General features: G+C 36.0%; 19 protein-coding genes. 8 read left to right on the forward strand and 11 right to left on the reverse strand.

Going from position 1 to position 20,825, the window contains the following annotated elements:
• Window positions 1-57: 57 nt before the first annotated feature.
• From MKX96_RS04820 to MKX96_RS04835, 4 genes are read right to left on the reverse strand one after another with little or no spacing between them, the layout of a single operon-like run.
• A complete protein-coding gene (locus tag MKX96_RS04820; protein WP_169360646.1) occupies window positions 58-459 on the reverse strand; it encodes an HIT family protein in 402 nt (133 codons plus the stop codon).
• Complete coding sequence (locus tag MKX96_RS04825; protein WP_340882391.1) at window positions 456-1,304, reverse strand: RluA family pseudouridine synthase; 849 nt, start codon at window positions 1,302-1,304, stop codon at window positions 456-458. The genes MKX96_RS04820 and MKX96_RS04825 overlap by 4 nt, the downstream gene beginning before the upstream one ends.
• A 50-nt stretch (window positions 1,305-1,354) precedes the next feature.
• Window positions 1,355-1,825: a thioredoxin family protein gene (locus MKX96_RS04830; RefSeq protein ID WP_251556696.1), complete on the reverse strand. Its 471-nt coding sequence runs from the start codon at window positions 1,823-1,825 to the stop codon at window positions 1,355-1,357.
• Window position 1,826: 1 nt separating this feature from the next.
• Window positions 1,827-2,252, reverse strand: coding sequence for a disulfide oxidoreductase (locus MKX96_RS04835; protein WP_169360643.1), 426 nt, complete (start codon window positions 2,250-2,252; stop codon window positions 1,827-1,829).
• A gap of 130 nt (window positions 2,253-2,382) precedes the next feature.
• Here MKX96_RS04835 and MKX96_RS04840 point away from each other — a divergent pair, with 130 nt between their 5' ends.
• Window positions 2,383-3,924, forward strand: coding sequence for a carbon-nitrogen hydrolase family protein (locus MKX96_RS04840; RefSeq protein ID WP_169360642.1), 1,542 nt, complete (start codon window positions 2,383-2,385; stop codon window positions 3,922-3,924).
• Window positions 3,925-3,942: 18 nt separating this feature from the next.
• Window positions 3,943-5,661 (forward strand): phospho-sugar mutase, encoded by a 1,719-nt coding sequence (locus MKX96_RS04845; protein ID WP_340882398.1) that lies wholly within the window; start codon window positions 3,943-3,945, stop codon window positions 5,659-5,661.
• Between the two features lie 481 nt (window positions 5,662-6,142).
• On the opposite strand, the gene MKX96_RS04850 is transcribed toward MKX96_RS04845, so the two are convergent.
• The 4 genes from MKX96_RS04850 to MKX96_RS04865 all read right to left on the reverse strand — a co-directional run bounded on the left by MKX96_RS04850 (window position 6,143) and on the right by MKX96_RS04865 (window position 9,135).
• On the reverse strand, window positions 6,143-7,273 hold the full coding sequence (locus tag MKX96_RS04850) for a serine hydrolase domain-containing protein (RefSeq protein WP_340882399.1): 1,131 nt from the start codon (window positions 7,271-7,273) through the stop codon (window positions 6,143-6,145).
• 151 nt (window positions 7,274-7,424) lie between these two features.
• Entirely contained in the window at window positions 7,425-7,709 is a 285-nt protein-coding gene (locus MKX96_RS04855; RefSeq protein ID WP_340882401.1) for a CD3324 family protein, read from the reverse strand.
• A 434-nt stretch (window positions 7,710-8,143) separates the two neighbouring features.
• Window positions 8,144-8,587, reverse strand: coding sequence for a GNAT family N-acetyltransferase (locus tag MKX96_RS04860; RefSeq protein WP_340882403.1), 444 nt, complete (start codon window positions 8,585-8,587; stop codon window positions 8,144-8,146).
• Window positions 8,588-8,739: 152 nt separating this feature from the next.
• Complete coding sequence (locus tag MKX96_RS04865; protein ID WP_340882405.1) at window positions 8,740-9,135, reverse strand: hypothetical protein; 396 nt, start codon at window positions 9,133-9,135, stop codon at window positions 8,740-8,742.
• A 363-nt stretch (window positions 9,136-9,498) separates the two neighbouring features.
• On the opposite strand from MKX96_RS04865, the gene MKX96_RS04870 reads away from it, so the two are divergent.
• The 3 genes from MKX96_RS04870 to MKX96_RS04880 all read left to right on the forward strand — a co-directional run bounded on the left by MKX96_RS04870 (window position 9,499) and on the right by MKX96_RS04880 (window position 12,134).
• A complete protein-coding gene (locus tag MKX96_RS04870; protein ID WP_340882407.1) occupies window positions 9,499-9,984 on the forward strand; it encodes a DinB family protein in 486 nt (161 codons plus the stop codon).
• Window positions 9,985-10,361: 377 nt separating this feature from the next.
• Window positions 10,362-11,474 carry a GAF domain-containing sensor histidine kinase gene (locus MKX96_RS04875; RefSeq protein ID WP_251556689.1) on the forward strand — a complete coding sequence of 371 codons (1,113 nt, stop codon included), beginning with the start codon at window positions 10,362-10,364 and terminating at the stop codon, window positions 11,472-11,474.
• A gap of 12 nt (window positions 11,475-11,486) precedes the next feature.
• On the forward strand, window positions 11,487-12,134 hold the full coding sequence (locus MKX96_RS04880) for a response regulator transcription factor (RefSeq protein WP_340882410.1): 648 nt from the start codon (window positions 11,487-11,489) through the stop codon (window positions 12,132-12,134).
• Window positions 12,135-12,266: 132 nt separating this feature from the next.
• Here the strand turns inward: MKX96_RS04880 and MKX96_RS04885 are convergent, their stop codons facing one another.
• The 3 genes from MKX96_RS04885 to MKX96_RS04895 form a co-directional block, all read right to left on the reverse strand.
• Entirely contained in the window at window positions 12,267-12,815 is a 549-nt protein-coding gene (locus MKX96_RS04885; RefSeq protein ID WP_340882412.1) for a short-chain dehydrogenase, read from the reverse strand.
• 79 nt (window positions 12,816-12,894) lie between these two features.
• The gene (locus tag MKX96_RS04890) at window positions 12,895-13,719 is read right to left on the reverse strand and encodes an MBL fold metallo-hydrolase (RefSeq protein ID WP_340882414.1); all 825 of its coding nucleotides are present in this window, start codon (window positions 13,717-13,719) and stop codon (window positions 12,895-12,897) included.
• A 264-nt stretch (window positions 13,720-13,983) separates the two neighbouring features.
• On the reverse strand, window positions 13,984-15,327 hold the full coding sequence (locus MKX96_RS04895; RefSeq protein WP_340882417.1) for a hemolysin family protein: 1,344 nt from the start codon (window positions 15,325-15,327) through the stop codon (window positions 13,984-13,986).
• 214 nt (window positions 15,328-15,541) lie between these two features.
• On the opposite strand from MKX96_RS04895, the gene chrA reads away from it, so the two are divergent.
• The 3 genes from chrA (at window position 15,542) to MKX96_RS04910 (ending at window position 20,824) form a co-directional block, all read left to right on the forward strand.
• Entirely contained in the window at window positions 15,542-16,699 is a 1,158-nt protein-coding gene (gene chrA, locus MKX96_RS04900) for a chromate efflux transporter (RefSeq protein ID WP_340885873.1), read from the forward strand.
• Window positions 16,700-17,345: 646 nt separating this feature from the next.
• Window positions 17,346-19,088: an ABC transporter ATP-binding protein gene (locus tag MKX96_RS04905; protein WP_340882419.1), complete on the forward strand. Its 1,743-nt coding sequence runs from the start codon at window positions 17,346-17,348 to the stop codon at window positions 19,086-19,088.
• Window positions 19,085-20,824 carry an ABC transporter ATP-binding protein gene (locus tag MKX96_RS04910; RefSeq protein WP_340882421.1) on the forward strand — a complete coding sequence of 580 codons (1,740 nt, stop codon included), beginning with the start codon at window positions 19,085-19,087 and terminating at the stop codon, window positions 20,822-20,824. The genes MKX96_RS04905 and MKX96_RS04910 overlap by 4 nt, the downstream gene beginning before the upstream one ends.
• Window position 20,825 lies beyond the last annotated feature (1 nt).

The raw sequence follows: 20,825 nt of genomic DNA on the forward strand, positions 1-20,825 counted from the left end.
CTCCGATTTATATGGCAACAGTTTATCTTACTTTTCTATGACAAAAAAAACATCGATTTAATCGATGTTTTTAGTTTGAGCTCTTTTATTTTCAGGACTCTTTAGCCAATGGCGGATACCTTTTCCAGCATATGGCTCATCTACATAACGAGGGATGATATGTAAATGAGCGTGCATAATATGTTGACCACCAATTGAGTTGCAATTCCAACCAATGTTATAGCCATCAGGATTGTATAGCTTGTCTATATAGTCTTTTGCTTCTTTAAGTAGATATTTCGTTGCAGTCCATTCCTGTTCGGTTAATTCAAAAACTGTTTCCCGATGTGCCCGTGGAATTATAAGTCCAGAGCCTATAAGGATTTCCTGTGGTACTTGAATAAACATACAATTTTCATTTTCAAGAACAACCTTTTGATTATCAATTAAGTCGAGGTGACAAAAAGGACAATCGTTCATCGCTTATCCTCAGCAATAATTACTTCTCCAGTAATTGGATGCTTGAATTGAACCTTGAACGCATGTAATTCATATGTTTTAGTAGGTGATCTTTTTGCTCCATATAAATCATCTCCAACAATTGGGTGACCTAGATGTGCTAAATGTACTCGAATTTGATGCGTACGACCCGTTTCTAAAATAGCATGAACCTTTGTAAATTGTTCATGTCGGCCGACTACCTCATAATGGGTAATTGCCAACTGTCCAGATGGTGATACACGTCTTCTAGTAGGATGGTGTCGGTCGCTACCAATAGCAGCACGAACCGTACCATGATTACTCTTCATATGGCCTTCTACAATCGCTTCATACGTACGGACAATTTCTTTTTGCTCGATCATTCGATCTAGCATACCTTTAACAATTGGATTCTTCGCTACTACTACCAGCCCTTTTGTGCCTTCGTCTATGCGGTGAATATGCTCGCCGTAGGAATGTCCCTTGCTCTGCAAGTAATGGGTAACTGTATTCATCAATGTATGGTTTTGACCTTGTTCGTTAGGGTGAGTCGCTACTCCTCGCGGCTTAGAGGCAATGAGTAAATACTCGTCCTCATAGGCAATATATAAAGGAATTCGGTCAGATGGTAAATAGCTGGAGGATTCCCCTTCCCATTTGAAAGTCAAAATGTTGCCCTTCTGCTGTGGTAATTTCCATTGTAATAGTTCCCCATCTTGATCTGTCACAGCTTTTTGCATTCGGAGCTCATGTATAAGTTTCTTGCCGAGCTTCCATTTAGTTTGGAGCAGCTGGTCGATTGTTAGATCATCCTCTTGAACCGTATAAGTAAGTTTATGTTGCATAATCTCTCTCCTTTAAAAAAAGTCATGTCAATGAGACATGACCTTTTTCTTTATTTTAATACAACTTGATCAAAAAATGCTTGAATATTTTCATTTGGCTGTGCATTAGGCATACGAGCCACTTCTTTACCATTTTCAAAATGAATTAAGGTAGGTGTACCTTCGATTTGGAAATCATCCCATCCTTGTTCATACTCTAAAACATTATATTTTAAAATCTCTACATTGTTTTCCTCGGCAAGTGGCGTCAATCTTGGTGTCATTTCCTTACAATGTGAGCATTCAGGACTGAAGAAATAAACTGTAAAGGTTTCCCCTTTTTTAATTTTATTATCTAGATCCTTTGGTAAAATAATATTTTGGTAATTTGGATCATCAAGTAAGTCAATAGTGGATTGCTTTAGATTATCTGTATCATAAGGATTATTCTCTAAAGCATTTTTATTTTTTTGACTGTTTAATACAAAAATTAATACAAAAACTAATATTATTACTCCGCCGATAATGGCAACTTTCTTCATGTTACTTGTCCTCCTTGAGACTCTTCAAAATAACTAAGCTACTAATTGCGATTAAAAGAAACGCTATTAAAGCTAAGAATGGGATAGTGATAAATCCGAATACATTTATATATTCACCAGTACAAGGAACTCTACCGCAAGCAGGGGCTACGTCCTGTAAAAAAGCCAGCTTTTGTAGACTATAATGATAAATAGAGAAGCATAGTCCTATTGTGGAAAATATGAGGGTAGTAACAGCTATCTTTGCATTTTTTTGTGCTATAGCTATCCCAAGTATGATCACAAGAGGATACATGAGAATGCGCTGATACCAGCATAACTCGCAGGGCTCGTATTGCCGTATCTCAGAGAAATACAAGGAACCCAGAGTCGCTGCAAATGCAACGGACCACATGAATAACATAATATTTTCGATTTTCTTAGTCATAGTTATGCTCCTTTAAAATGCTTTGAACTCAAATAGAATTATAAGCGTTAAAAGGGGGCATGTAAAATATTTTATATGTGAACAAAAGAGTTATATAATGAAAGTTAGTACTAAAAAGAGGAGCGGTAAAATGTCGGAAGAATTTGATTTATCACAGTTTGAAAAAAGTATGATTATTAGAGAAATGACTTTCTCAGATATAGATTCGATTTTAGAAATTTCACGTTTATGTTTCCCAGGTATGGATCCTTGGAAGGTTGAACAATTAAAAAGTCACTTGACCATATTTCCAGAGGGACAATTGGTTGCCGAATTAGACGGCAAGGTAATTGGCTCCTGTTCAAGTCTTATTATTAACTTTGATGAGTACGATGATCGCCATTCTTGGTCTGACGTAACTGATAAAGGGTATATCACCAATCATAATCCTGATGGATATAATCTATATGGGATTGAAGTGATGGTACATCCTAAATATCGCCGAATGAAAGTTGGACAAAGACTTTACGAAGGTAGAAAGGACATTGCACGCCAATTCAATTTAAAATCAATCATTATTGGTGGACGTGTACCAAATTATCACAAGCATGCCGATGAAATGTCACCACGTGAATACGTAACTGCAGTATCTCGACATAAAATATATGATCCAGTTCTAACATTCCAGCTTATGAATGGCTTTACGCTAATGCGTATTAATCCAAATTATTTACCAGATGACGTTGCCTCTGCAAAATATGCAACATTAATGGAATGGAATAACGTCGATTATATTCCATTATCCAAGCGACACTTTAAAACAAGCTACCCGGTACGAATTTGTGCAGTTCAATATATGATGCGAAAGATTAATTCTTTTGAGGAATTCGCTAACCAATGCGAGTACTTTGTAGACGTTGCTTCAGACGCTCAATCAGACTTTGTGGTATTCCCAGAAATTTTTACAACACAGCTTATGTCATTTTTAGATGAACAATCTCCAAGCCAGGCTGTACGTAAGCTAACAGAGTACACTCCTCAATATATGGAGCTATTCTCTGATCTAGCCGTTCGATATAATATTAACATTATTGCGGGTTCCCATTTCGTAGAGGAAGAAAATGAGGAAATATATAATATTGCTTACTTGTTCCATCGTGATGGATCTATTGATAAGCAATATAAAATTCATATAACTCCTAATGAAAGAAAATGGTGGGGGATCAGTGCAGGAGATTCCGTTAAAGTTTTTGATACAGACTGTGGGAAAATTGCCATCCAAATATGCTATGACATCGAATTTCCAGAGCTTGCAAGAATTGCAACAGATATGGGAGCAAATATTATTTTCACTCCATTTTGTACCGAAGATCGCCAAGGCTATTTAAGAGTTCGATATTGTGCTCAGGCTCGCGCTGTCGAAAATCAAATCTATACGGTAATCTCTGGGACTGTAGGGAATTTACCTCAAACTGAGAATATGGATATCCAGTATGCTCAATCAGCAATCTTTGCCCCTTCTGATTTTGAATTTGCTCGTGACGGAATCGTTGGAGAAACAGAGCCTAACGTGGAAATGGTATTAATCGGAGATGTGGATTTAGAAATTTTAAGAAGACAGCGTCAAGATGGTACTGTTAAGCATTTAAAAGACCGTCGACATGATGTATACAGTATAGATTATAAAAAATGATGGATGGAGTAGAGATATATGTCCTATAAAAAACTCTTCGAACAATGGAATAGCGTAAATGATATGGAAGCTGTATGGAAAGACGACCTTAAGCTTTTAGCCGCCGATGAAAAAAGACAAGAGGATGCCTTTTACAGAGATTTGGAATTTGGAACTGGTGGTATGCGAGGAGAAATAGGAGCTGGCACGAACCGTATAAACAATTATACGGTTCGCAAAGCAACGACTGGTCTAGCAGAATATATCAAAGCTGCTGGTAAGGACGCGATGAATCGTGGTGTAGTTATTGCTTATGATAGTCGAAGATTTTCTCCAGAGTTTGCACAAGAGGCAGCGAATACGCTAGCTGCTGCTGGTATTAAGGCTTATATTTATCGTGAGCCTAGAACAACTCCACAGCTTTCTTTTTCAGTGAGAAAGCTTAATGCATATATGGGGATTGTTATTACTGCTAGTCATAACCCACCTGAATACAATGGTTATAAAGTATACGGGCAAGACGGCGCCCAGTTAAATTTACAGGATGCAGATACTGTTATTGAATATGTTAAAAAAGCGGGAGACGCAATATCTATTAAAAATAATGAAATTGATGAGGATCTAATCGATTATTTAGATGAGAGCATGGATTCCTCATATATAGATGCGTTAAAAACAGTTCAAGAAAATCCCGAACTAGCATTAAAAACAGATCTAAAAGTAGTATTTACCCCATTACATGGAGCTTCAGGTAAAACTACAAAGCGTATTTTGGCCGAAGCAGGCTATCAGCATATCTTTTACGTGGACGAGCAAATGGAGCCAAATGGAGAGTTTCCAACGGTTGTGTCTCCTAACCCAGAAGAGGAAAGTGCCTTTGAATATGCTATCCGATATGGTGAGCAGCATGAAGCTGATATTTTAATAGCTGTAGATCCAGATGGTGACCGTGTAGGAGCAGCAGTTAAGACAAAAAGTGGCTATAAACTCCTGACTGGCAATCAAACCGGGGCTATTTTAATAGAGTACTTATTAATGATGCGTAAGGAAAAAGGGACGATGCCAGCAAAAGGCCGAGTGTTTAAAACAATTGTCACGTCTGATTTAGGCAGAGTAATAGCAGAATACCACGGCGCAAGTACGGAGGACGTGCTAACAGGTTTTAAATTTATCGGTGAGAAGATTAAACACTACGAGGAAACAAATGAATATGAGTTTCTTTTTGGTTATGAAGAAAGCTATGGCTATTTAGTAAAGGACTTTGCAAGAGATAAGGATGCAATTCAAAGTGTCTTGGCATTAGTCGAAGCAGCTGCCTACTATAAACAGAAGGGGCTGACATTAGTAGATGTCTTGAACAGTCTATATGAAAGACATGGCTATTATCTAGAAGGCTTAGTGTCCGTTACGAAAAAAGGCGTTAGTGGAGCAAAGGCGATTGCTAACCTGTTGGAGCAAATCAGAGTGAATCCTATAACAGAAGTTGCAGGTATCGAAGTGCTTTCTCAGGAAGATTATTTATCATCTATACGAACATTTACGGATGGCAGAGATCAAGAGAAGATATTGTTGCCTTCTTCTAATGTATTAAAATACTTCTTGGCAGACGGTTCCTGGGTATGTGTACGACCAAGTGGAACAGAGCCAAAAATCAAATACTATTTTGGAGTAACAAGTGATTCAGCAGAAGAAAGCCAGAAAAAGCTGGAAGCGATAAAAGAATCCTTTACCGGAAACTTAAATCAATATTTAGGATAGAGAAGAGGCGAGGCGCTGAAATTTTTTCAGCGTCTTTCATATTATAAAGAAGGATTTAAAAAGAGCATGGTCTATGGAGTATTTCTAGTTCCATTTCAGGTTATATTAGAATCAGTAATTTAAAGTGACAATTAAATATTATTGTGTTGTTTAAATGTTAACTTCACTTCTTTACATTTAACTTGATAATATGGGGCACTTAGAAATGCAGACCATTAAAAGGCGACAAAGGTATAAGCATTATTTTCTGTTAAATATGATAAAAACTTAAAAGTATTCAAGGAAAATCAAAGGTCGATTTTAAATACACATGAAAAATGAGCTAAGATATTTTCTCTCGGCTCATGTTAATTTATTATTTTTTGCTAAAGCTATTCTTTAGGTGAAGAAGAACCAGCTTTTCTTAGCTGGTTTAATTGAAAGAAAACGGTCAAAGCTGATTTGATTCAGTTGAGTATAAATTATTAAAATAATTCTTATGTTAGGAATCAATGAATACGTCTATAATCTTGTCACAAATATCATGATGAGCGGTTCCGTCAAAATTGAGTAAGACAACTACCCCCAAGTTAAGCTCAGGAACCATTGCTATCAGAGACCTTACAGCCATTTGACCACCTCCATGTTCTACAACTTTGAACCCTCTATACACGTCAGTAAACCATGCAATTCCGTAGCTTCTGATTTCACTTCCGAACCGCCATTCCTCACTGACAGGATGAATAGGTTTCTGCATTTCTTCGACTAAATCTGTACGTAAAATATTCGGCACTTTATTTAAGTGAAATGCTAAATATTTCCCTAAATCATTTGCGGATGAATACAAATAACCAATTGGAGCAGAAATTGAGTTTTTTGGAAAAGGTGTTTCTATTTTATTTTCGCCCAAGTAATATCTTGCACTGTTTAGATCTCTTTCAACTTTATCTGAATCGCTAGTTGTCCGTTCCATATTTAAGGGAGTAAGGATTTCATTTCTAAGATGGTTTTCCCAATTGGAACCTGTCACTTTTTCGAACAAATCTGCCAGTATTACATACGAATCTGTACAATAATTCCATCCCTCTCCCGCTGGATACTCCAATTCGACTTTCTGGAACCATTTCGTTACATCCTCTCTACTTTGTACACTTCTAATCTCATCATCTGTAAGATTGTAATAGTCTAATGCTTCTTGAAACTCAGTAGGTGTTTCAGAAAAAATTTCCCTTACATTCGGAGCTATCATATTTGCAATTCCTAAATTAGACGGAAAACCAGCAGTATGAGATAAGAGATGCCGTATCGTGATTGTATCACTTTGTTGTTTATTATTTGTTCTGAAGTATGGTAAATATTTTACAATAGAATCATCCAATGAAATCAGGTTCTTTTCAACAAGTTGCATTATCGAAAGTGCCATAAAATTCTTTGAAATACTTTGAATGCTCATCAATGTATCACCATCAATAGGTCGGTTTACCGGTTGAAGCTGAGAGTATCCAAAGCCTTTAGAATAGATAATTTCTGAGTCTTTAACAATTGCAACGCTCAACCCAACTCTCTGATGATTATTAATAAGTTCATTAATATAATCTGTTATTTGGTTTAGTTTGTATTTTGATTGTTTCATACTTGTCTCCTTTATTCATAAAGTTATTTCCACTACTCATCATTTATTAGAGGTGATTAGATTATATCTGACTTATATTACTTCAAAATACCTCAAACTTATTTCATAAAAGAAAATAAGCCAATGTGTTACAAATACACATTGGCTTAATTCAAAAGTTTGTTCTTTTTCTTTTTTCATTTAGTACAATTCTTTGAATACTCTTTGATGACAAATAATATTTCCCACGCAAAATAGTCATATCCATTCCAGATAGATAATCGTTATAAATATTAGAATTTCTTAAATCCAATTCTCTTTTAGTAGCAGTATTGGATCCCCAATACTTTTTATTATCTTCTCTTCGTGGGATATAAATATGTTCACCATCAACATATTTTTGTATTAATTTTACTAACTCAGCTGGCAGAATATCCTTTGCTTTTTTATAGCTCATTTTTGCACTCCTAAATTTTAATATTTGTTTTAGGAATAGCAAAGGCTATTTTCTTATATTTTTATGCAATAGCCTTTGCTATGCAAAAATAATATTCCTCCTCATACAACCAATCCTCCTTGCATTTTAGCTTACTCTTTCCTACAATTCCGTTTTAATTTTACTCCTTATTATACCAATTATTTTCAGCCCATGTTAGAAACCAAATCCCTTCATCCGTTTCAATTATAAGTTGTTTCAAAATTAAACTTTAACACCTTGTAGTTGAAATACCTGCGTACTTTAGTTCAAGAAGAAAAAAAAGTTGCACAAGCAAGCCTAAGATCTTGCTAAAGCGTTTCTCCTTTGGATTTCACTATTTTAGTTTATAAGAGTCAACCTTACAGACAAATCCAAGATTTTTACAAACGCACGCGTTAGTTGAATAAGAAATTCTATAATAAAGTTTTGACCATTGTAAAATAACTACTACCAGGGGGATAATCTTGTATTTCACCGACAACTTTATATCCTTTTATTTCATAAAATGAACGTGCTTGAAAATCAAAAGTAGTTAATAGTGCCTTCTTTGCACCTTTCTCTTTAGCTAACTTTTCCGTTTTATCAAGCAAATCCCCACCTAAACCTTTACCTCTAAAATCTTCACGAAACCAAAAATCATTGATTTCAACCCAGTCCCAATAAACATCTGCGGTTATACCACCTATCCATTTTTTATTATCATCTGCAACAATAATATTTATGGGTTGCACTGAAGTTTTGTTCCTTGCTTCTTTATGGTGGAATGAGTGCTTATTATTAAACTCCTTTATCATTGTTTTTAAAAATGCTGAAAACTCTTCATCGTTCTCCAATAAAATTTCTATATTATATTTCATTCTTGTACTCCTTATTTGTATTATTACATGATATTGGACTAACCTGCTGCGTAAGTTCAGTAAGAAAAGGTACCCTTACAAGAAGCCACTTGTATAACTAAAGCTACCAGTTAGTTTAATAAAAGAGCAATAACTTTCGTTGGTATTTTTATTTAATCCTCTGAAAGAGTTATTCCCAATATATGATCAGTGAAGAGTATAAAACTTTCTTTTTTCATAACCTTGTCTGGGTGAGTAAATGGAATGATTTCTACATCATTTAATACAATCATTCCAGTCATATTAATAAACTTTTGATTTTCCATTCTAAATGTTACTTCTTCAGATTCGAGTACTGCACGTTCTAATAATGGTAATTTCTTTTTATCAGGTTCCTCTGTATTAATCTTTTCAGTAACTATGTAAGAACTTGAAGTTACTATGATAATTTTTCTTTTCTTCTCTTTTTCCTTTTGTAGTTCATTTAACATTGCTTGTATTATTACTATGTCTAACTTCTTCATATCTTGATATTGATTCATTTCGTGGCCAGTAACCGTAAAATTCATAACTAATCCCCCTTTTAATTCTCCCATTATATATTACCATGTTTAACCAATTTGTATATTTGAATATTAAAAATTATTAATCAAATTAAATATTTTTGAAATAAAAATAGACCATCGAAATAATGGCCATATTATGCTAAAGCTACCCGTTAGTTTAAAAAGAAAGCTACTTAAGATTATTTTACAATCGCCCGATTGTGAAACAAACAACCAACTGGCTTTGGTAACCCTGCTGTTCAAATAATTGTACCTATAGCTTAATTGGCAACCTTTTTTCTATATTTAGTTCTACAATTTAAAGGTTTATTAACAAAGAATTAAGAATATAAATAATAAAAGTCAGAAAAGATGGAGAGTGGTAACATGATTCATGATATAAAGGAATATGTAATATATTTAGATGGCATTCATAAACGAATGATGCAATATGTAAAATTAATACCTAATGAACTCTTAGATTGGAAGCCTTCTGAAGATAAATTTTCTACAGGTGATTTATTGCGACATATAGCATCATCTCGATTGATGTTTCTTGGCCTGTTTGAACATGGTTCGTGGACATACACAGGACATGATACTGGTAAGGGGCATTCACTTGAGGATATTTCAAATTATTTAGAGGAATGCCAGATTAAACTAACAGAGGGTCTATTAAAAGTTGGAAACAGTGTGTTGACCAAAAAGGTTTTAACACTTCATGGTCATGAAGTTAGTGCGTGGAGAATACTTATGGCAATCCCAGAACATGAAATCCATCATCGCGGGCAAATCTCTACATATTTACAAGTGAACAAAATTGAACCACCTCAAATTTTCGGATTAAAAATTGAGCAAGTTAAAACATTATAACTTTATGTAAGAGCTTAGGACGTCATCGTATGTCCTAAGCTTTATTTTTTTGTCTTGCTACACACCACTGATGGAGTTTAAGTGGAAATATACAAATCTTTTCACCCTAACCAGCTTTCTTTAAAAGCGTTGTTCCACAATGTGGCCCAATTGTTGAATAAGACATAAAGACGATTCTTAAACTAAATTCCCCATTAGTTTAAGTGTAACATTTCACAAACAAAAACCAATCATAGCCTTTAACATACCCTTAATTTAGTACAAGTAGGGTTTGAATTTTATACTGTCAGTCAAAAGTATGATGCTTCTGTTATTTATATGTAGACCTTATACATGATAAGATGAATGTAACAGGTAGGTTAGATGGAGGAGTTATAATGCAATCGAAGGAACTTTCCAATATAGAGCTATTGAAAGAAATAGCAGAGCTAATTAACGAAGAAACAGATATGGAACAAATGCTACAGGGAGCACTTCGTAAGCTTTTAGAGGGAACTATTTTTGAGACTGGATGGATTTTTTTCATTAATGAAAAAGGGAAGCAGGAGCTAATTGCCCATGAAAACCTTCCAAAGTCACTTGAAAAGAATGATTGCCGACACCTGCAAAAGGGTGGCTGTTGGTGCGTGTCTCGATATAGAAATGGAGAATTACAAAAGGCTTCTAACATAATAGAATGTCAGCGAATAGAAAATGCTCATAAAAAAGATGTAAATGAAGAGGGAATCACACATCATGCTACAGTACCTTTACAATCTGGGCAGGAACGCTTTGGTTTGTTAAATGTAGCTACAGCGAATACTGTCCGTTTTGAGGAAGGTGAGTTAGCCTTATTAGAATCTGTTGCATTTCAAATTGGATCAGCGATTAAAAGAATATTATTGACTAAGCAAGAGCAGCAGGTGGCGCTTGTTCAAGAGAGGAATAGACTTGCTCGCGATTTGCATGACTCTGTAAATCAGTTGCTTTTTTCAGTTACCTTGACTGCTCGAGGCGGCGTTGAAATGACAGACCAAGTCGAAGTAAAGGATACCTTTAAAGAGATTCAATATTTAACTCAGGAAGCACTAACCGAGATGAGAGCACTTATTTGGCAACTGCGCCCTAAGGGTCTAGAAACCGGAATTATAGAAGGATTAAAGGGATACGGTGATATTCTTGGATTATCCCTAAGCATAAAGGTAAAGGGAGTTATCCAACTTCCGGCAAAGGTAGAAGAGACTTTGTTCCGCATAACGCAAGAGGCACTAAACAATATACGCAAACATTCTGGAGTGGTTAAGGCAGAAATTTATATGACAGTCACAACAACCGATGTGCTTTTAGTTGTAAAAGATGAGGGCTGTGGTTTTCACATGAAGGATCTAAAATCACTTCCTTCAATAGGTCTACAAAGCATGAAGGATCGAGCAAACTCGATTGGTGGTACAGTGGATTGGGTGACAGAAGTCAACAAAGGGACAGAGATATTAGTAAGATTACCTTACTAGGGGGGGATTGAAATGATAAGAGTATTAATAGCTGATGATCACCACGTAGTACGTAGGGGGTTAATGTTTTTTTTGAAAACACAGAAGGATATGGATATCGTTGGCGAGGCAACTAATGGAAAAGAAGCTGTAGAACTGACCGAGGCTTTAAAGCCAGACATTATTTTAATGGATTTAGTTATGCCAGAGATGGATGGAATACAAGCAACCAAAAGGATAAAAGCAGAATATCCTGATATTCAAATTCTGATGCTAACAAGCTTCTCAGATCGGGATCATGTCATCCCAGCTTTAAAGGCAGGAGCAGCAGGGTATCAGCTAAAGGATATCGAGCCGGACGACTTAGCGGACTGTATAAGAAAAATTATGCGTGGTGAAAACACTATCCATCCTGAGGCAACTAGTCAGATGGAAAGAGAAAACGAGCCGAAAGAAGTGCTTCCACATGAGGAATATCCATTAACCCCTAGGGAACAGGATGTACTGGCAGAGCTTACAAAAGGCAAAAGTAACAGAGAGATAGCATCGTCTTTATTTGTCACAGAAAAGACCGTAAAAACTCATATTTCGAATATATTCGGTAAGCTACATGTCCAGGATCGAACTCAAGCTGCACTATACGCAGTAAAGCATGGTTTAACCGAATCGAGTGGTCAATAGATATCCAATAACAATTTAAAAAAATAGAAGAAGGAGTACTGTCATTTTAGTACTCCTTTTTAAAGTAGCAATAAATTTAATTTAAAAAACGATAACCTAGTACATTTCTTTCTAGGCTCCTACTTTTATGTTTTATAGGTGCTTTTCCTGAGATTCTATTTGACCAATGGTTAGTATTTTTTTTCTTTTCTTGATAGCTTCGATTACTCCATCCGAAATTTCCTTCTGTGTTAACCACCTTGGGCGGCTCCCTTCTATTAAAAATCCCAATTGAACTTGATGATAGGAACAATTCTTAGGCAATATAGCTTCTCGTTTAACTCTTTTTAAATCCGAACTACTCCCTAAAATATGGAACAAATCCCATCTGTCTTTTCTAATTGAAACCTCTGCTAAAATAACTTTAAGTGCTTCTGGAGCAGTCGAGTGTATCCAAGCTACCACCATATCAATCCCACCATTTTCATCAATTGTTGTACGCACCTTCTCTTGTAATTCAGCATTATTATTATAATCAAGAATAAGTGGTGTTATTTCATAATTTAAGTCTGTCTGTTCTATTAGTTTTTTCATACGATTAGAATTCCTTGCGATAATTGAAACGTGATACCCTTGATCTAATAACCAGAGGGAGACTCTTGATAACATTCCTGTTCCACCGACTACTAAAGCATGTTTCATGATATTTTCTCCTCCTTACGATACAATAGCCCGATATAAAAACGTTTTGCACCATGCAAGAACGTATCATTTCAGTTCACTATGTATTAAATAAGGTTCCCTTTAGTGCTTCCATATAACGGGTGGCAGACTTTTGGACGCTTTGCTTGGCCTCTTCTTTAATGACACGATGAAAGGCATCATATAAACGCGCAAATTTCAATTCTTTTATCCTAATTGAAATCCTTTCTACAGTAGCAGCTGGAAGTGGAATAAAATTTGGATAACTGTACATAAAGCTTACCCATGAACGGTCTGCTACGACACGAATAATATCTCCAGTCATTAAAACCCCGCTTTGGTTGTCTCCGTTTTTCCATTCTAAAACTGTTCCACCTTTAAAATGGCCACCAATTCTATGTAGAATGATTCCTTCTTTTAATTCAAGGGACTCACCAGACCAAAAAACTATTCGCTCACTTGGTCTCATAACCCATTCTTTATCATCTTCATGAATGTAAATTGGAGCGTTAAAGGCTTCAGCCCATTCTACTTGACTAGAGTAGTAGTGTGGGTGAGATAAAGCTATTGCATCAATTCCACCTAAATCTTTAATTTCTTTAATCGTTTGCTCATCAATATAAGAAATACAATCCCACAATAAATTAAAATCCTTGTCTTGTATGTAATAGGCTGTTTGACCAATTCCAAAACTGGGACTAGTGTTTATGCTGTATAGTCCTTCATCTTCGATATTAATAGTATTTTTGTATTTGCCTTCTTTAATCATAGATTCTAATGTGGTCCAATTTTGCCCATTAGAACTAATAAATTGTCTTTCTTCACCGCAAATTATACATTCCTTTTGTTTTCCAAAAGAATTTTCATACTGAACTCCGCATGTCTTACAAATAAATCTATCCAAAATAATCACTCTTCCTCTAAAATTCATTTTAGTTTGTGTGTTCTGGTATATCTTGTAATTGAATTGTATCACTATAAATAATGCGTCACTCTAATACTTTTGATTGAAAATTCAATATTCTTTGGAGGGCTTAACATAATCAGGTTTGAAAGAGAAGATTGGGAGGATATTGTTTCAGAGGAATTGAACGAATGGCAAAAGAAAACGACTCTCTAAAAAGAGAGTCGTTTTCTATATCAATTATATTTAAGTATGATGTATTAATTATTCATCTATGGATTCTTCTAGTTCCCCATCCTCTTGGTCTTCGGGAACTTTGACAACTTCTAGATATTGAATGTGATGACCGTCGATTTCTTTGACAGTAAATTCGTAACCTTGTTCTAGGAGCTTTTCACCACTGACCACATCGTAGCTTTTTGTCATAAACCACCCACCAATAGTATCAATATCTTCTTCATCAATATTAATATTTAATAAGTCATTTAAGCTTTCGATTAACATCTTAGCGTCAATAATATAATGGTTTTCAGCAACCTTTTGAACCTCAGGCAGCTCATCTGTGTCAAACTCGTCGCGGATATCGCCTACGATTTCCTCGATGATATCTTCAATCGTGACAAGACCAGAAGTTCCTCCGTATTCATCCATTAAGATGGCCATGTGAATACGTTCACGTTGAATTTTAAGTAATAAATCAGCGATAGGCATGTTTTCAATTACTCGAATAATTGGCTGCATGTAGTCAGCTACCGGAGTAGTGGCGTTTGCAGGATCTCGTATAAAGGCTGTTAAAAGATTTTTCATATTAACAAGTCCGATAATATGGTCTTTATCTCCATCAGTTACAGGATATCTTGTAAACTGTTCGACACCTACGACTTCAAAAACCTCACTAAGGGTTAAATCCTTATCGATGGAAGTGATTTCAGTTCTAGGAACCATAATTTCTTTTGCGATACGATCATCAAATTCGAAAATTTTGTTTACATACTTATACTCTGCTTGATTGATTTCTCCACCCTTAAAACTGTCCGATAGAATCATTCGTAATTCTTCCTCGGAATGGGCTACTTCTGATTCTGAAACAGGCTCTAATCCAAACACCTTGGTCGCTAAGAAACGTGCCGATCCATTCATACCATGGATTACCGGATACATAATTTTATCAAATATGACTAGCGGCTTAGCAACTGCCAATGTAATCTGTTCAGATCGTTGAATAGCAAATGTTTTAGGGGTTAATTCTCCAACTACTACATGTATATATGTTACTAATGAGAACGCAATGATAAAAGAAAGTAAAGAAGAAACACTTTCTGGAAGCTCAAAATACTCAAATGCTGGATGTAAGATTCTTTCTATAGTTGGTTCTCCCAACCACCCTAACCCTAAAGCAGTGATTGTAATACCTAACTGACAGGCAGATAGATATTCGTCCAAATTGGAAACAACCTTCTTAGCATTAATAGCTTTTTTGTTTCCTTCAGCTAAAAGCTGATCGATTCTTGTTGTTCTAACTTTTACTATTGCAAATTCACTTGCAACAAAAAATGCAGTGAAAGCGATTAAGACAGCAAAAGCTGTCAACCGTATGGCTATGTCCAAATAATTACTTTGTCCCTAACCCAAATGGGGGGTAGAACAAAGTGTACACCTCCTGTTTTCTAAAAAAATAGTTTCTAGGTTTAATAATAAAATATATAAAAAGAAATTACAAATCTTTATTCTTTAGGTTGCGACTTCATATTTCCCCCTGTAATCTTGAGATATAGTTTTCCTATTTGTTAGATAATTTTAATGAACTAGGGGGTATGGAAAAATAGTGAAAAAATATATTGAAATAGCAAGTGCTTCAACGAAATTAGGATTAACATCTTTTGGTGGACCGGCTGCTCATTTGGCTTATTTCCGAGAAGAGTATGTGCAGAAAAGAAAATGGCTAGACGAAAAGTTATATGCTGACATTGTGGCTATTTGTCAATTCCTACCGGGGCCAGCCTCATCTCAAGTGGGCATTGCCATCGGCATACTAAGAGGAGGAATAATTGGAGGGGTCATATCATTTTTAGGGTTTACCCTTCCTTCCATTATACTGCTTGTATTGTTTTCAGCATTTTTGATATCTACCAACTCATTTGACAGTGGGTGGCTACAAGGATTGAAAATCGTTGCAGTGGCCATTGTTGCTCATGCTTTATTGGGGATGCAAAAGACACTTGCACCAGATCGTATACGAATTTCTATTGCAATAGCTTGTGCCATTTTAACATTGCTTATTCCAACAATAGTAGGTCAATTCGGTATATTACTGGCAGCGGGATTGTTTGGATATATGTATTTCCGTTCAGATAGCAATGAGCCGGCCCCAGATATTAAAATTCCTTATGGGAAAAAAACGAGTATGGCTGCTTTGCTTTTGTTTTCTGGACTGCTTATATTTTTGCCCATTTTTAAGCCATTTATCAATTCAGCATACTACTTAATTTTTGATATATATTATCGTGTCGGTTCTCTAGTTTTTGGAGGAGGACATGTTGTACTGCCCATGCTTCAGCGAGAGGTAGCCCTTTCCCCTGATGTATTTTTAGCTGGGTATGGTGCTGCTCAAGCGGTCCCAGGTCCATTGTTTACGTTAGCTAGTTTCTTGGGTCATGCAACAGCTGGTATTCCAGGAGCCTTGGTAGCTACCTTTGCCATATTTTTGCCCTCTTTTCTAATGGTAATTGGAATACTACCATTTTGGTCAGCTATACGATCGAAAAAAGGAATTCAGAATGCCTTAAAGGGAGTTAATGCAGGTGTAGTAGGAATCCTTTTAGCCGCGTTATATGATCCAGTTTTTACGAGTTCAGTTAAAGAATCATCGGATTTCATCATCGTGTTAGTTACCTTTACCGTATTATTTGTTTTTAAATGGGCTCCTTACAAGGTTGTACTGTTAAGTGCAGTATTAGGATACCTTTTTCAGTTAATTTAAGTTTAAAATGTACGTTTTAAATTGGAAAAGCTACAGGTTATTGATTGTAGCGACAGGAGGCGACTTCAGCAGGATAAGTGAGACAGATAAGACGTCACAACCGCGCGCGTAAGCGACGGGTGATGGCTTATCACTCACCCCGCGAAAAAGCGTCCGACTAGAGTGAAAATCAATACTACTTTACACTTAAAAGAGTATCTAAACTTCATTTCCATCTGCTAACTGTTCGTCCTTAAATGTAAAAGTACGAATTTTTTGAATAATTTAATTATCTATTTCTTCAAAATGTATTGACAACTAAACTTTTATTGAGATAATATTAAGTGACACTAAATAATTTAGAAATGGAGGTATGAATAATGATTCGTTTAAAAGTTATCGCAAATAATTTAATAGCTCGTTCATACCTACCGTTAGACGCTAAATGACTGTTTAATAGCATAAGAATTACTATGTCTATTTTAAAGTGCATTACCGTATCATGGGTAATGCGCTTTTTTGTGTTCTATTATTTCCAAATTTTGGTGAAAAAACAAAGGAGGAGAGTTGGGTATGATTATTCAACAAGCTAAGCAAATTTTAATAAAGGAATCTCTTGAAGGCGGATAGTTGGTAAATGTAAAGGAAAGAAAAGAGGGACAATGAAATGTTTTCAGTATTATTTAAGTTAAAGTGGTTTTTTAAAGATCATTGGAAAAGGTACACTGTTGCAGTTGGTGTATTAATTATTGCAAGTGCATTTGAGATCTTTCCTCCATGGCTAGTAGGAAGGGCAATCGATACAATTACGCTAGGAAATATGAATAGCGACCTATTAATGGAGTATGTATTATATTTTGTAGGAATTATTATAGTGGGATATATTTTAAATTTTATTTGGCAATATCAATTATTCGGTGGGTCTATTACTATTGAGCGTATTTTACGCACGAAGCTGAATCGTAAATTTTTAAGTATGACACCGACTTTTTACGAGAAAAATCGTACTGGTGACTTAATGGCTCGTGCGACAAATGATTTGAATGCAGTTGCAACTACTGCTGGCTTTGGAATCATGACTCTAATAGATTCGACTATGTATATGTTAGCCTTAATTTTGGCAATGGGTTTTCTTATTTCATGGAAGCTTACTTTTTTTGCACTGTTACCTATACCAGTTCTTGCAATTATAATGCAGTATTTAGGTAAAATCATTCATGAAAAGTATATGGTGGCTCAAGATGCATTTGGGGATTTAAATGATCGTGTTTTAGAATCTATAGCCGGTGTAAGAGTAATTCGTGCGTACGTTCAGGAACGTGCTGATGAGAAGAACTTTGCAGACATGAGTGAAGAGGTTTATCAAAAAAATATGGTTGTAGAACGAATTGACGCCTTGTTTGGTCCTATCACCAAAATAGGAACAGGTATAAGTTATGTTGTTGCACTTGGTTATGGAGCTTACCTAGTTTCTAAGGGTGAGATGACGGTAGGAAACCTAATTACATTTAACGTTTATCTTGGTATGGCTATTTGGCCAATGTTCGCTATTGGGGAACTGATCAACGTTATGCAACGCGGGAATGCTTCACTTGACCGTGTACAGGAAACGTTAGAGTACGATGCAGATGTGAAGGACCCGACTGCTCCAGTGAATTTGAAGGATGTAATGTCCATCGGTTTTGATGATGTTGGATTTCAATATCCTTTATCACAGGTGAAAAATTTAGAAAATATCCGAGTAAATCTACAAAAAGGGCAGACGCTTGGCATTGTAGGCAAAACCGGGTCTGGAAAAACGACCTTTATAAAGCAGCTGTTAAAGGAGTATCCAATTGGAGCAGGTCAACTGACGATTGGAGATATCCCAATATCAGAGCAAACAAAGGATCAAGTATTAGAATGGATTGGGTATGTGCCTCAGGATCATGTGTTGTTTTCTAGAACCATACGCCAAAATATTCTTCTAGGAAAAGAAAATGCAACAGAAGAGGAATTAGAGGAAGCACTTCGTTTAGCACATTTTCAACAGGATTTAATGAATTTACCAATGGGATTAGAAACGTTAGTAGGGGAGAAAGGGGTTTCCCTATCTGGGGGTCAGAAGCAAAGGGTATCGATTGCTAGAGCGCTTATCAAAAATCCAGAAATTCTTCTTTTAGATGATTCTCTTTCTGCAGTAGATGCTAAAACAGAGGCAAAAATTATCGAAAATATACAAAACGAACGCAGTGGGAAGACAACAATTATTACGACGCATCGCTTGTCAGGCATTCAGCATGCCGACCAAATCATCGTTTTAGATGAAGGAATCATTGTAGAACAAGGTACGCATGAGGAACTTCTAAAGCAAAATGGCTGGTACAAGGAACAATATGATCGTCAACAGCTTGAGGGGGTGTCGTCATGAGTACTGGAAAACGACTCTACCATTATGCGTTATTTTATAAAAAGCCAATTATTCTTGGTTTAATCTTTTTAACGATTGCTGTAATTGCCGATTTGACAGGACCATTTATCGCAAAACAAATTCTTGATGAACACATTACAGATGGTGCGATTGATCTGGAGCCGATATTAATGCTCCTTGCAGTATTCTTTGGCCTAAGTATTGTTACAGCGGTTTTTAGATATTTTATGTTCATAAACCTACAGGTTGGAGCAAATCGTGTTGTTCAGAAGCTCCGAAATGATGTTTTTCAGCATATTCAAACTTTGCCTATACAATATTTTGACAACTTGCCTGCCGGTAAGGTAGTTGCTCGTGTGACAAATGATACGGAAGCTATCCGTAATCTATATGTTCAAGTACTTTCACAGTTTGCAACCAGTATCATTTCTATTACTGGAGTTTATATCGCAATGTTTATTTTAGACGTTAAAATGGCAGCAATCGCTTTATTCGTCATTCCGATCGTATATATATGGATGCTAGCTTACCGAAAATATGCATCTCAATATAATCATATTGTGCGAACAAAGATTGCGGATATGAACGCCATGTTAAACGAATCAATTCAAGGAATGTCGATCATTCAAGCGTTTAAACGGGAAAAACAAATGGACCAAGAGTTTGAGGAGATGAATGAAGAGCATTACAGTTATCAACGTAAGCTTTTAAAGCTAGATTCTGCCACCTCCTTTAACTTAGTACAGGTGCTAAGGTCTATCATGTTTGCTCTATTTATTTTAGTTTTTGGTAGTCAGTCCATGGAACCGGGAGCTATCGTCTCTGCTGGTTTGCTTTATGCCTTTGTGGATTATACGACGAGATTGTTCAATCCAATTACGGGGATAGTTAATCAGTTCTCTCAGCTAGAACGCTCATTGGTAGCTGGAAGCAGAGTATTTGAATTGTTGAATGAAAAAGGTGAAAAGGTAGAAGACAAACGAATGGAAAGATACGAAGGAAACGTGGAGTTTAAAGACGTGTCGTTTGCCTATAAAGGTGATGACTTTGTCTTAAAGAACCTGAACTTTGTTGCAAACAAAGGTGAAACGGTTGCTTTAGTAGGTCATACAGGCTCTGGGAAGAGTTCCATTATGAACTTGTTATTCCGATTCTATGACCCAACGAAGGGGAAGATTTTAATAGATGGAATAGATATCACCTCCCTCCCAAGGCAAACCATTCGCAATCATATGGGAATTGTATTGCAGGATCCATATCTTTTCTCTGGAACCATTGAAACAAATGTTAGTTTAAATGATCCTAAAATTTCACGAGAAAAAGTAGAGTCCGCATTAGAAGCGGTAGGTGGAGAACGTGTACTAAAAAATCTTGAAAAAGGATTAGATGAACCAGTAATTGAAAAGGGAAGTACCCTTTCTTCTGGTCAAAGACAGCTAGTATCCTTTGCAAGAGCGCTTGCCTTCGACCCGGCTATTCTTATATTGGATGAAGCGACATCTAATATAGATACCGAAACAGAAGAAATTATCCAACATGCGATGGATGTATTAAAGAAAGGTAGAACAACCTTCATCATTGCACATAGACTTTCAACTATTAAAAATGCAGACCGTATTCTAGTATTAGACCGCGGTGAGATTGTAGAAAGCGGAACACATGACGAGTTACTGCAGTTACAAGGTCGCTACGAACAAATGTATAAGCTACAAGCCGGAGTATCCCCTAATGCATAAG

The organism is Psychrobacillus sp. FSL W7-1493 (assembly GCF_038004905.1).
Taxonomy (GTDB): Bacteria; Bacillota; Bacilli; order Bacillales_A; family Planococcaceae; genus Psychrobacillus.

What these genes read in the sequence shown, in the direction of transcription:
- MKX96_RS04845 (WP_340882398.1), top strand. Translation starts at nt 3,943, where the DNA reads ATGTCCTATAAAAAACTCTTCGAACAATGGAATAGCGTAAATGATATG.
- MKX96_RS04820 (WP_169360646.1), bottom strand. Translation starts at nt 459, where the DNA reads ATGAACGATTGTCCTTTTTGTCACCTCGACTTAATTGATAATCAAAAG.
- MKX96_RS04875 (WP_251556689.1), top strand. Translation starts at nt 10,362, where the DNA reads ATGCAATCGAAGGAACTTTCCAATATAGAGCTATTGAAAGAAATAGCA.
- MKX96_RS04825 (WP_340882391.1), bottom strand. Translation starts at nt 1,304, where the DNA reads ATGCAACATAAACTTACTTATACGGTTCAAGAGGATGATCTAACAATC.
- MKX96_RS04855 (WP_340882401.1), bottom strand. Translation starts at nt 7,709, where the DNA reads ATGAGCTATAAAAAAGCAAAGGATATTCTGCCAGCTGAGTTAGTAAAA.
- MKX96_RS04830 (WP_251556696.1), bottom strand. Translation starts at nt 1,825, where the DNA reads ATGAAGAAAGTTGCCATTATCGGCGGAGTAATAATATTAGTTTTTGTA.
- MKX96_RS04865 (WP_340882405.1), bottom strand. Translation starts at nt 9,135, where the DNA reads ATGAATTTTACGGTTACTGGCCACGAAATGAATCAATATCAAGATATG.
- MKX96_RS04880 (WP_340882410.1), top strand. Translation starts at nt 11,487, where the DNA reads ATGATAAGAGTATTAATAGCTGATGATCACCACGTAGTACGTAGGGGG.
- MKX96_RS04910 (WP_340882421.1), top strand. Translation starts at nt 19,085, where the DNA reads ATGAGTACTGGAAAACGACTCTACCATTATGCGTTATTTTATAAAAAG.
- MKX96_RS04835 (WP_169360643.1), bottom strand. Translation starts at nt 2,252, where the DNA reads ATGACTAAGAAAATCGAAAATATTATGTTATTCATGTGGTCCGTTGCA.
- MKX96_RS04860 (WP_340882403.1), bottom strand. Translation starts at nt 8,587, where the DNA reads ATGAAATATAATATAGAAATTTTATTGGAGAACGATGAAGAGTTTTCA.
- MKX96_RS04870 (WP_340882407.1), top strand. Translation starts at nt 9,499, where the DNA reads ATGATTCATGATATAAAGGAATATGTAATATATTTAGATGGCATTCAT.
- MKX96_RS04905 (WP_340882419.1), top strand. Translation starts at nt 17,346, where the DNA reads ATGTTTTCAGTATTATTTAAGTTAAAGTGGTTTTTTAAAGATCATTGG.
- MKX96_RS04850 (WP_340882399.1), bottom strand. Translation starts at nt 7,273, where the DNA reads ATGAAACAATCAAAATACAAACTAAACCAAATAACAGATTATATTAAT.
- MKX96_RS04885 (WP_340882412.1), bottom strand. Translation starts at nt 12,815, where the DNA reads ATGAAACATGCTTTAGTAGTCGGTGGAACAGGAATGTTATCAAGAGTC.
- MKX96_RS04840 (WP_169360642.1), top strand. Translation starts at nt 2,383, where the DNA reads ATGTCGGAAGAATTTGATTTATCACAGTTTGAAAAAAGTATGATTATT.